Annotated in this window: 9 protein-coding genes; 2 read left to right on the plus strand and 7 right to left on the minus strand. The window is 59.7% G+C overall.

The features are described 5' to 3' along the window. The first annotated feature begins 73 nt into the window (after positions 1 to 73). Positions 74 to 385 carry a hypothetical protein gene (locus ACFFSY_RS02270; protein ID WP_377489243.1) on the plus strand — a complete coding sequence of 104 codons (312 nt, stop codon included), beginning with the start codon at positions 74 to 76 and terminating at the stop codon, positions 383 to 385. A gap of 69 nt (positions 386 to 454) precedes the next feature. Here the strand turns inward: ACFFSY_RS02270 and ACFFSY_RS02275 are convergent, their stop codons facing one another. From ACFFSY_RS02275 to xylA, 6 genes are all read right to left on the minus strand, one after another. After that, the gene (locus ACFFSY_RS02275; protein ID WP_377489246.1) at positions 455 to 856 is read right to left on the minus strand and encodes a hypothetical protein; all 402 of its coding nucleotides are present in this window, start codon (positions 854 to 856) and stop codon (positions 455 to 457) included. Between the two features lie 110 nt (positions 857 to 966). Then, positions 967 to 2,241, minus strand: coding sequence for an ABC transporter permease (locus ACFFSY_RS02280; protein WP_377489249.1), 1,275 nt, complete (start codon positions 2,239 to 2,241; stop codon positions 967 to 969). A 21-nt stretch (positions 2,242 to 2,262) separates the two neighbouring features. Further along, positions 2,263 to 2,964: an ABC transporter ATP-binding protein gene (locus ACFFSY_RS02285; RefSeq protein ID WP_377489252.1), complete on the minus strand. Its 702-nt coding sequence runs from the start codon at positions 2,962 to 2,964 to the stop codon at positions 2,263 to 2,265. A 71-nt stretch (positions 2,965 to 3,035) separates the two neighbouring features. Continuing rightward, positions 3,036 to 4,721 carry a methyl-accepting chemotaxis protein gene (locus tag ACFFSY_RS02290; RefSeq protein WP_377489255.1) on the minus strand — a complete coding sequence of 562 codons (1,686 nt, stop codon included), beginning with the start codon at positions 4,719 to 4,721 and terminating at the stop codon, positions 3,036 to 3,038. A gap of 162 nt (positions 4,722 to 4,883) precedes the next feature. Then, a complete protein-coding gene (gene xylB, locus ACFFSY_RS02295) occupies positions 4,884 to 6,377 on the minus strand; it encodes a xylulokinase (protein WP_377489258.1) in 1,494 nt (497 codons plus the stop codon). A gap of 17 nt (positions 6,378 to 6,394) precedes the next feature. Beyond that, the gene (gene xylA / locus ACFFSY_RS02300) at positions 6,395 to 7,708 is read right to left on the minus strand and encodes a xylose isomerase (RefSeq protein WP_377489261.1); all 1,314 of its coding nucleotides are present in this window, start codon (positions 7,706 to 7,708) and stop codon (positions 6,395 to 6,397) included. 304 nt (positions 7,709 to 8,012) lie between these two features. Between xylA and ACFFSY_RS02305 the strand changes: the two genes are divergently transcribed. After that, positions 8,013 to 9,188, plus strand: a complete 1,176-nt coding sequence (locus tag ACFFSY_RS02305) for an ROK family protein (protein ID WP_377489264.1) — start codon at positions 8,013 to 8,015, stop codon at positions 9,186 to 9,188. A gap of 196 nt (positions 9,189 to 9,384) precedes the next feature. Here ACFFSY_RS02305 and ACFFSY_RS02310 read toward each other — a convergent pair whose 3' ends face one another. Beyond that, positions 9,385 to 10,791, minus strand: a complete 1,407-nt coding sequence (locus ACFFSY_RS02310) for an ABC transporter substrate-binding protein (RefSeq protein WP_377489267.1) — start codon at positions 10,789 to 10,791, stop codon at positions 9,385 to 9,387. Positions 10,792 to 11,033: the final 242 nt, after the last annotated feature.

Below are 11,033 nucleotides of genomic sequence, written 5' to 3' on the forward strand. Positions count from 1 at the left end.
GGCAGCTGCACAAGCGTTGTCCATAGGGATTACATATCGTATAGTAATCCAAATGGAAGGGAGCCCTGCCTGAATGTCCTGCAACCATCATCATTGCAACCCGGTATGTCCGACCGAAACGGTATTCGACCCGCCGATCCGCGTCGTTCGCGACTTCTTCCACCCGCAGCGCGTCCAAGTCGTGCAGATCGTGGAGGTCGTTAACCGCCATCATTGCGTGCCGGTATTCGAGAAAGTCGTCCAAGTCGTCGAGCGTGAAGAGGACTGTACGCACCACGGTCATCACCATGGCCATCACGATGGTCGCGGCCACGCGAACATCGCCGGCGACAAATCCAGCGCGAATCCCAAATCCAAAGGCCGCCGCGCGGCCAAGCGGAAATAACCCCATAAGCAGCAGCAAACCCCCGGAAGGCGTCAGCCTTGCCGGGGGTTTGCGTATTAGCCCGCTCGCTCAGGTATGTACGTCTCCGGAGAAATGGTCGTACGTTCCGGCATCGGGCGTGAATATGTCCGGATCGACGGCATCCTCGTCATGGTTGCGAAGTCCCATCTCCGCCTCCTCGCGGGCGATCAGATCCTCATTGACGATATGCGCCGGAATCGTAATCGCGTCGAGGCTGTAGGCGCTCGCCGTGATGGCGTTCTCGTCCAACCTCGTTTGGCCGCTCATGACGCCTCCGTGCGACTGCGCGATCTCGAGCGCGGACGTCAGGTCGCTCCCATGCAGGTGGATGTGGACCTCTGTTCCTCCGCGCACGTCCGGTTCGTAGCCAAGCTCCATCAACGTATCGGCCGCAAGCGCGGCCATCGCCTCGTCGGGGAATTGAAACAGCAAAGCAGTATCATGTTGCATGCGAGCTTGACTCCTTTCCGCGTGGGGTATCTCTTGCCCTTATTCCATCTTCCTTAATGTACCCGCGCGCCGCCAAACCCATGCATGCCGTGGGTGACGCTCGAGGACGCTCAACTGTTCCGCATCGCGCGCAGCTGCCCGAAGGCAGCGGTCAGATTATTGACGAGCCAGATATAGATCGCCGAGAAGAGAATGCCCCCCGTCATGCCCAGCAGTCCGAAACCATCATAGCCCGCGACGGCGCCGAGCACCACCGCAATGGGGGCAACAAGCAGCAGTCTCGTGCGTTCGCCTGCCGCGCGAAGATCTCGATCCTCCCAGGGAAACTGCCTAACGAAAGCTTCGCCCGTGAAATTAAGCGGATAGTTATGGACCATCATGTTAACGAGCAGCGGAATCCCCAGCACCAGCGCAATCTGAGCGAACAACGGAGATTGGCTGACGGCGAACATCCCTAGACTCAGAAAGCCGAACCAATACCGCATCATCATCCATTGACGCAGAAACCATTTGAGCGCATGCTCCGCCAGCACGACAGACGGCGCGGTGGATCGGAACAGCCGCTGCGATCGCCGGAAGAGCAGCGGCTTATCGAGCCGGATGAGCGGTTTGCGCGCCACGGCGTCGCGAACGAGGAACGCCGTACTGGAGAGTTTGGCCGCATGCTCGAGCTGCACATCGGAGGCGAAGTCGCCGTCTTGGCGCAGCTTGCCGCGCAGTAGAAGGCTTGCTGTCGCCACGCCGCAGAGCGTACAGCCCAGCCACGCCGCATTCTGAGCCCCGCCGGTCAGGAATGCGGGGAACAGCAGCGCCAGCAGAAGCAGCACATTTGCCGCCCCGATGCTTATTACCTTTCGGAAGCCTCGGAATCGCCCGAGTATGCGATTGCGCAACAGCCCCCCAGCAAGCGAGACTGACCAGGTAGCCACGAGCAGCAGCGCGACCTCGGGAATCTGTAGACCATGCACACCTATCAGGAACGGCAACAAGAGCGCATAGATCAATATTACGGGCACGGCCAACACTGCTGCCGTATAAGCGAACCCATAGGTGAGCAGTCCGCGCCTCCACGCACTCCGCTGCAGGAACAGCACGTCGGCGTCTTCCGCGAATGTACGCAACCTTGCGCCAAGCGCGAGCAGCATCGGCGGCAGCTGAGCCGCCCAGAGCGGCGCGGCGGCCATCCATGCCGGCGGGTCCGCCCACCATCCCGCATAGACCACGCCCGCTATCAGCAGCGGGAACAACAAATAACAGAACACGACCCAATCGACGACGGTTCCCCATACTCGCCGTTGTTCTTTCCAATAACGCGATACCCTTTTATAAAATAGCCGTTTAATCGTCCATGCATGCGCCATGGAATCACTGCCTGCCATTGTCATGCTTGATCGCTCCTTCCCCGGTCAAGTGAGCGCATAGAAGCAGTCGAACAGCGGCGCATCCGTGCCGCAGCCCGCCTGATTCCGCACCTCGGCCAGCGTGCCGCCCGCCACGACCGTCCCTTCATTAATGAGCACGAACCGGTCGCTTATGCGCTCGGCCGTATCCAATACGTGCGTGCTCATAAGCACGCCGGCTCCCCGCTTCCGCTCTTCGCTTAGCAGCGTCAAGAAGTCCTTCGTCGCCCGCGGATCCAAGCCGACGAACGGTTCATCGACGACGTAGAGATCCGGCTTCAGCATAAACCCGATGATGAGCATCATTTTCTGCTGCATCCCCTTCGAGAAACCGGTCGGCAGACGGTCGCGGTCCTGCTCCATGCGGAATAAGCGAAGCAATTCGCACGCGCGCGCCGTGAAGACGCGGTCTTCCAGGCCGTGCACGCTAGCCGCCAGCTGCATGTGCTCCCATAGCGTCATGTACTCGTAGAGCACCGGCTGCTCCGGCACGTAAGCGCAGCGGCGCTCTCCGCCGCCGAACGCAACCTCCCCTCTCACATTCCGCAGCAGGCCGAGCAGCGCCTTAACCGTCGTGCTTTTGCCCGCCCCGTTGGGACCGATCAAGCCGACCAGCTCGCCTGCCCCGACACAAAAAGAAACATCGCGAATGACAGGCTTATCTTGCTCGTAGCCTGCTTCCGCGATGTTTACGGTCAATACGTTCATGGCAATCCCCGTCCTAACGTTCAAGATAATCCTTAAACGAGGCCGGGGCACAGTAAGTTCCGGAAAATTCCTTATTTCAGTTGAAAACGGTGAACCGTGGCTTGCAGCTCCTTCGCGATGCGCGTCAACTCTTGCGTGTACGCGCTGATCTGCGTCATCGAGGACACCTGCTCCTCGGCGCGGTCCGTGACGGATTTGAAGGAACGGGAGAGCTGGGTCGCAATCGAAGCCTGCTCGTTCACCGACGCGCTGACCTCTTGCGAGCTGGCCGACATTTCTTCCGCAACCGCCAGCGTCTCTTCGACCTGCGTACCCATCTCTTGCACGGATTTCACGATCTTCGCGAATTGAGCGCCCGCGAGCTTCACGGCGCGGCTGGCTTCGTTCACTTCGCCTAGCTCCTTGTCCATCGCTTCGCTGGCCGCTTTCGTGCTCTCTTGAATCTCGCCGATCACTTCGACGATCGATGTCGCCGCCGTCTGCGATTGCGCCGCCAGCTGGCGAACTTCGCCCGCGACGACCGCGAATCCGCGTCCATGCTCGCCTGCGCGCGCCGCCTCGATGCCCGCATTCAGCGCCAGAACGCCGGTTTGACGGGCAATGTTGTTGATTTGATCGACCAAGCTGCCGATTTGCTCGTTGCGCTCTTCCAGGTGTTTGATCAGCTGGGAGAGATGGTCGGTCGCCGCGATAACCGCATCCATGCGGTCGCCGGCATTGACGATCGAACGCTGGCCTTGCTCGGCATCCTGCTTCGCTTCAGTGGACTTGTCGCTGACGTCGCCAGCAGACTCTGCCACGCGCTGCACGCCGAGCGACATCTCTTCCATCGCGCGCGCCGTCTCGCCTGCGCCGTGTCCTTGCTGCTCGGCGCCTGCCGCCGCTTGGCCGATCGTGTCCTTAATGCCAGCCGCGGACTTGCTTGTGCCTTCCGCGCTCTCGGACAGCATACTTGCCGCAACGGCCAGCTCGCTGGAATAATCGGCGGTCTTCAGAACGATCGTACGAAGATTCGCGACCATCTTGTCCGCGGCTTCGGCCAGCTCGCCGAATTCATCGACGCGCGTAAGCTGCAGCGGCTCCGATGTCAGCATGCCATCGCCGACTTCGAGCATCCGGTCGCGTACGATGCGCAGCGGACGGATCAAGTTGCGCGTCAGGATAAGCACGATAAGAATGGCCACGGCTACCGCGATACCGCCGAACGCCAACGTGGACACCTGGCCTTCATCCGAGCCCTTGATCGCATCTGCGAGCATCGCTTCCGTATTGGTGCCGTTCTCGTCATCCAGCTTCTGAATGATTTCCTGGTAGGTTTTGTAGGTCGCCATGCTATCCTCGATGGAGATATGTTGCCCGCTGGACAGCATCTGCGTCAATCCCTTATAGGTCTCTTCGATCTGGCCGATGAGCTTGGTCTCGTTATCGCCAATCGCGTATTTCTTGTACGTTTCGATCTGCTCGCCCATCCAGGCGAACAGCTCGCCGCGCTCTTCCATCAGTTGTTTCGCCTGCGTTTCGTCCTTCGCGTTAGCCGCCATCATCCCGATCGCTTGCAGCCGCTCGAGACCGTATTTCATCTCGTGTACGCTCTCCACCGCCTGCACCCGGTTGTTGGCGAACAGGATCATTTGATCTTCCGTATTCTGGCTGCTGTTATACGCGCTGTACGCCATCGTGCCCATTAGTCCGATCACGACGACGAAGGACAGCGAAATCTTCGTTCCGACCTTCATTTTGATAGTAATCCGCTTCATTCTAAGTCTCCTCCTGCTCCCATCTAGTTGCGACTTGTTCATCTCATAGGGAGAATATCGACAACGCGATCGACAGAAGTTAGAGTATCGGATAAAAGAAAACCGCTTCGGAAGCAGGAAGTTTTCCCTGCTCCCAAAGCGGTAGACGAGACTTGACAAACGTTAGCGGAATTGACTCAACGCGTGGTTGAGATCGCGCGTGGTTGCATAGATTTGCTGGTAAAGACGGAACAATTCGGCATATTGCGCCGACGCCTCCGGCTGCGGATGATAGACGGCTGCATGCGAGACGAACGCTTGCGCGCAATCGTCCAGACTTGCGAACCAGCCGCATCCATAAGCCGCGAGCATCGCGGCGCCAAGCCCCGGTCCCTGCTCGCTTGCGAGCGCCACGACGTCCGCGCCGAAGATGTCCGCCTGCATTTGGAGCCATACCGGGTTCTGCGCGCCGCCGCCGATGGAGACGATCTTGTCGATCGTCTTGCCGGCCGCCCGGAACATATCAACCGACTCATGCAGCGAGAACGTGATCCCTTCCATAATAGCGCGGGCAAAATGCGCCCGGGTATGCGAGCCATCGATGCCGATGAAGCTGCCCCGGATCTGCGAATCGGCGTGCGGCGTCCGTTCGCCGACCAAGTACGGCGCGAACAAGAGGCCGCCCGAGCCCGGCGCAATGTCTCCGACGCCCGTGAGCAGCGAGTCGAACGGCTCGCCTTTGGCGAACGTCTCGCGGAACCAGCTCAGGCTGTAACCGGCGGCGAGCGTCACGCCCATCGCGTAATAGGCGTTCTCCTTACCGTGGTTGAACAGATGCACCTTGCCTTTGTAATCCGCGCTTGCATCCGGTTCATAGGAGAGAATGACGCCGGAGGTGCCGATGCTGCACATCGTGAGCCCTTCGGACAGAATGCCCGCGCCGATCGCGCCGCACGCATTATCCGCACCGCCGGCGAACACTTTCGTCGTCTCCGGCAGACCGGCTGCCTTCGCCGACTCCGGCAGCAGCGTGCCGACCAGCCCGTGCGATTCCGCAAGCGGCGGGCAGAAGCCGTCCGGCAGCTCGAACGCCGCAAGAATGTCGCCACTCCACGTCTTCGCCCCGATATCCAGCAGCAGCGTGCCCGCCGCATCGGAGTAGTCCATATGCAGCTTGCCGGTCAGCCGGTAGCGGACGTAATCTTTCGGCAGCAAGAACGAGACGGAGCTAGCGAACGCCTCCGGCTCATGCTGCTTCACCCACAGAATCTTCGGCAGCGTGAAGCCCTCGAGCGCCGGATTGCGCGTGATGCGCAGCAGCTTCTCGCCGAGCGTCTCTTCGATCTGGCGGCACTGCCGCGTCGTGCGCGTGTCGTTCCACAGAATCGCATTGCGCACCGGATTGCCTGCCGCGTCCAGCAGCACGAGGCCGTGCATTTGGCCGGAGAAGCTGATCCCTTCGATCGCCTCGGGGGTCACCCCCGGGGCTTGCGCCAGTTCCGCCAGGGCGGCAAGCGTCGCCTCCACCCAGTCGTCAGGACGCTGCTCGCTCCATCCCGCATGCTCATGGAAGAGCGGGTAACTGCGCGAAGCTTCGGCGACGAGCGCGCCGCTCCGATCGAGGAGCAGCGCCTTCACCGCGCTTGTGCCAAGGTCGATGCCGATGACGTAAGACATGCGCGTTTCGCCCCCTATTAGACGCTGAAGATGACTTCGTTCAGCAGCAGTTTGATGCGCTCTTGGCGGCCGGACTCGTTGATGATCGGGTTATTCTGCAGCGCGTATTGCTCCAGCGTGTGCAGCGTCGCCTTGCCGGAGACGATGTCCGCGCCGATGCCTTCCTTGAAGCTGCGGTAGCGGTTGTCGACGATATTGTCGAGCACCTTCTCTTCGATCAGCTTGGCAGCGGCTTTGAGGCCCCACGCGTACGAATCCATGCCCGCGATATGCGCAAGGAACAGATCCTCGTTCTCGAACGAACCGCGGCGAACTTTCGCGTCGAAGTTGACGCCGCCGCGGCCGATACCGCCGGCTTTGAGCACTTCGAACATTGTGAGCGTCGTCGCATACAGGTCAGTCGGGAACTCGTCGGTATCCCAGCCGAGCAGCAGGTCGCCTTGGTTCGCGTCGAGCGAGCCAAGCATGCCGTTAATCGCGGCTGTGCGGATCTCGTGCTCGAATGTATGGCCTGCGAGCGTCGCGTGGTTCGCTTCGAGGTTCAGCTTGAAGTAGTCTTTCAGGCCATACTTCTGCAGGAACGCGATCGTCGTCGCCGCGTCGAAGTCGTATTGGTGCTTGGTCGGCTCTTTCGGCTTCGGCTCGATCAGGAATTGGGCGTCGAAGCCGATTTCCTTCGAATAAGCTACCGCCATGTGGAGCAGGCGCGCCAGGTTGTCGAGCTCAAGGGCCATGTCCGTGTTAAGCAGCGTCTCGTAGCCTTCGCGGCCGCCCCAGAATACATAGTTCTCTGCGCCAAGGCGTTTGCCGATCTCAAGCGACTTCTTCAGCTGCGCGCCGGCATATGCGTATACGTCGGCATTGGAAGTCGTGCCCGCGCCATGGACGAACCGCGGATTGGTGAACATGTTCGCCGTGTTCCAGAGCAGCTTCTTGCCCGTGGATTTCATATTGGATTCCAGCAGATCCGCGATGACGTCCAGGTTCTTGTTCGTCTCCTGCAGCGTCTCGCCTTCCGGCGCGATGTCGCGGTCATGGAAGGCGTAGAACGGAATGTCGATTTTCTCGAGGAATTCGAAGTTGGCTTCGACGCGGGCTTTCGCTTGGTCCATCGCGTCGCTGTAATCCCAGCCGCGCACCGATGTGCTTACGCCGAACGGATCCGCGCCGCCGTACGTGAACGTGTGCCAGTAAGCGACCGCGAAACGAAGATGCTCTTCCATCGTTTTGCCGAGCACGACTTCCTTCGGATTATAACGTTGGAACGCGAAAGGATTGTCCGTTCCTTTGCCTTCGTATTGAATTTTGTTGATATTTTTGAAGTACGACATCTTGAATAGCCTCCTTGGGATGATGGAATGATCGGGTAAGCTTGCGTATTTTGCTCGTTGTTGAAAACGCTGTCTTTCTATGATCTGCACTTAGCATAGCATGAACCAACTTAGTTTGTCTATTAAACAAACTAAGTTTATGTTACACTTTTTTTATGCTGAATCTATGTTACAATGAGCGGCATGGCCGATAAGGCTGCCGTACGCGATACGACTAGTAATGTTCGATCGCAAGCGTTCGATTTTTCATCAAATCTTTCATTAGGTCATCCTTGCGTCATAAACGATGGAGCGTGTTTCGAATATGAAAGCCAAAGCTACCGGCGATCTCGCCATGATCAAAAAAATAAATACCGCTATCGTGCTTGAAGCCGTGCTCAAGCATGCGCCGCTCTCTCGCGCGCAAATCTCGGAGCGGACCGGATTGAACAAAGCAACCGTCTCCAGCCTCGTACAGGATCTGATCGATGCGAGTCTCGTCGTGGAGACCGGGCCCGGTGAATCGAGCGGCGGCCGCAAACCCGTCATTCTTCTCTTCAACGCCAGGGCCGGTTTCGCCGTCGGGATCGACCTCGGCGTCAATTATATCCGCGGCGTGCTGACCGATCTCGAAGGAACGGTGGTCGCCGAGCACGAGCAGGCGGTCGACACGAAGGACGAAGCAACCGTCGTTCGCCAGCTGGAGGACTGCATCGACAGCCTCCGAAGCCGCATCCCCGCCTGCCCTTATGGTCTGGTCGGCATTGGCGTCGGCGTCCCTGGCGTCGTGGACGATGCGGGAGCCATCCTGTTCGCGCCGAACCTCGGCTGGCGGGATATGCCGCTGCAGCGCCGGCTGGCGGACCGCTTCGGAGTGCCGGTGACAATCGACAACGAAGCGAACGCCGGCGCGCAGGGCGAACAGAAATACGGCGCAGGCCGCGGCATCGCGCATCAGATTTACGTAAGCGTCGGCATCGGCATCGGCACGGGCATCATTTTGCACAAAGATCTGTACAAAGGCGCTTCCGGCTTCTCCGGCGAGCTCGGCCACCTGTCCATCGAACGCGGCGGCAAGCCTTGCCGCTGCGGCAATCACGGCTGCTGGGAGCTGTATGCCTCGGAGAACGCGCTGCTCGAGCAGGCCGCCGCGCTCGGACACGCCGACTTGGGCGCCTTGCTCCGCGCCGCGGAAGCGGGTGACGCCGATGTGCTTCGCCTGTTCCGCGGAATCGGCGAATCGCTCGGCATCGGCATCGCCAACATCGTCAACGTCTTCAATCCGGAAGCGGTCATTATCGGCAACCGGATGAGCCGGGCGCAGCGCTGGATCGAGGATGCGCTGACCGAGACCGTCAACGCACGCACGCTCTCGTTCCATCGGGAGCGGATGCGCATTCTGTTCGCGGACCTGCGTGATCAATCGGCCGTCCGAGGCGCGGCTTATTACGCGATTAGCGGATTCATCGCGCGGATGAAAGGCGGACATGCCGGCGGTTAGCCGCTTTGATAGGGACGGGCGTTTGGCCCGGAACCGACCGCTCCTATAGCAAAAATACGAATAAAAGCTGTACCCGGGACGTTTGCGCCTACGGTACAGCTTTTTCTCATCGTGCGGCCATTAGGGGGCTTGCAACCTGTAGAGGGCTTAGCGCCACTATCGCACCTCTAGCCCTCTTTCTCGCTCCCTTCAGTCGCTATCCCCCGCTCTTTCGCGCTCCAGGCGCCAGCTTATGCGCATCCATCAGCTTCTGCCCCTCCGATTGGAGCGTCTGCACCACTTCCTTCGCGCCACTTCCCTTAGCGACCGCCTTCTCGAATTCGCGATTAATCAATTCGCCGAAGCGCGTCAAGAACTTCGGATCATAATCGCCATTGAGCGTATCCAGCGGGAAAGCCTGCTTCGGCAGCAGCTCGTACAGCGCCGGCAGCACGGGGTCGTCGTTATACTTCATATAGGCGCGATTCGTCGGAAGATTCGAGTTCGAGAGGGCGTTCCACACCTTCGCCATATAGTCGCTCATCAGGAATTTCATCACCGTCCAGGCCAGTTCCGGCTCCTTCGCGGATGCCGGTATCGCCACCACGCCAGGGAAATAAACGTCGTCGCTCCGATTCGGGCTGTCCATACTGAGCGGCCCTACCGCCTTCCCGACGTGAAAAGCCCGCTCCGCTCCCACGCCTGCGAACGTGTACAGCTCCGACGTGTTGAACACCTCGATCGACATCGCAGCCCGCCCTTCGTTAAAAGTCTGATCGAGGCCGATGCCATTTTCATCCGGCAACAGCGAGAACGTACCGAGCTTATAGCTTTGCAGCAGCGTCCCAACGAAACGTTCCCAGTGCGGCGTATCAATCGTCACCTTCCCGGTCTTCATGTTGTAGAGCGTCATGCCCTCCCGCATGCCGAAGTTCCACAGATGGTCGAACGGCTGGCCCACATGATCCAAATGCAGCCCAGTCACGTCATCCTTACCGCTACCTGCCATCGCGAACTCGTTCGCCAGCGCGTACATCTCCTCCGACGTGATGCCGTCCCGCGGCGGGGTTACGCCATACCGCTGAAAGAGCTCCTCATTGTACACCAGCGAAGAGGTCTGAAACGTCGGCGCGAAGCCATACAGCGTTCCGGCGACCTGAAGTTCTTCGATCATGCCGCCGTAATAATCCGATTCCGCAAGGCCATCCGCTCGCATCCTCGCCGATAGATCGGCGAGCACGCCGTTCTCCGCCAGACTCCGGTACATCGCCGGATTAAACCACAGACAGAGCAAATCCGGCTGCTCGGCTTGAAGGAGCTGCTCATACTGCGCCTCGGTTATGCCGTCCGGATACGCCGCTGCCGTCTCGATGATCTTCACCTCGAGCTCCGGAAAAGCCGCTGCGACGTAATCCCCGTAATATTGGTCGTACTCTTGTTGGCTCGCGGCAACTACCTTGAGCACGGGCCGCTCCCGCATGGCCGCTTGTTCGGTGCATCCGGTCGCGAGCATGAGCAGCAGCGCGCTCATGACTGCGGTCAGCGCCGCTCTTCCGCATAAAGGCAACCATGCCTTCGAGCCGCTCACCCCTCTATATTCGTTCAATCGCCAGCTTGTCCGCATCCCTGTTACTCCTTCTCCAGCTCCATTCGCCCATCCGCCTAACCTCGAGTCCCCCTCGATTCCGCCCGATCTTTCGCTAGTAGTCGCTCCCGGGCGGCATCACTTTGTGTCCTGCCGCGCAGCAGCGTCAAGCCCAATCCCCCTCAACTCCGCCCGTTCTTCCGTTAATAGCCGCTCCTGGGGGATGCTTCTTTTGTCCTGCCGCGGTACGGCATCAACCCTACTTCCCACCGCCCCGCCAA

Source organism: Paenibacillus aurantiacus, assembly GCF_042431225.1.
GTDB lineage: Bacteria > Bacillota > Bacilli > Paenibacillales > Paenibacillaceae > Paenibacillus_Z > Paenibacillus_Z aurantiacus.

Bases quoted from the DNA above. Each gene is read 5' to 3' on its own strand.
- ACFFSY_RS02270 (WP_377489243.1), top strand. From the start codon at position 74: ATGTCCTGCAACCATCATCATTGCAACCCGGTATGTCCGACCGAAACG.
- ACFFSY_RS02275 (WP_377489246.1), bottom strand. From the start codon at position 856: ATGCAACATGATACTGCTTTGCTGTTTCAATTCCCCGACGAGGCGATG.
- ACFFSY_RS02280 (WP_377489249.1), bottom strand. From the start codon at position 2,241: ATGACAATGGCAGGCAGTGATTCCATGGCGCATGCATGGACGATTAAA.
- ACFFSY_RS02285 (WP_377489252.1), bottom strand. From the start codon at position 2,964: ATGAACGTATTGACCGTAAACATCGCGGAAGCAGGCTACGAGCAAGAT.
- ACFFSY_RS02290 (WP_377489255.1), bottom strand. From the start codon at position 4,721: ATGAAGCGGATTACTATCAAAATGAAGGTCGGAACGAAGATTTCGCTG.
- xylB (WP_377489258.1), bottom strand. From the start codon at position 6,377: ATGTCTTACGTCATCGGCATCGACCTTGGCACAAGCGCGGTGAAGGCG.
- xylA (WP_377489261.1), bottom strand. From the start codon at position 7,708: ATGTCGTACTTCAAAAATATCAACAAAATTCAATACGAAGGCAAAGGA.
- ACFFSY_RS02305 (WP_377489264.1), top strand. From the start codon at position 8,013: ATGAAAGCCAAAGCTACCGGCGATCTCGCCATGATCAAAAAAATAAAT.
- ACFFSY_RS02310 (WP_377489267.1), bottom strand. From the start codon at position 10,791: ATGCGGACAAGCTGGCGATTGAACGAATATAGAGGGGTGAGCGGCTCG.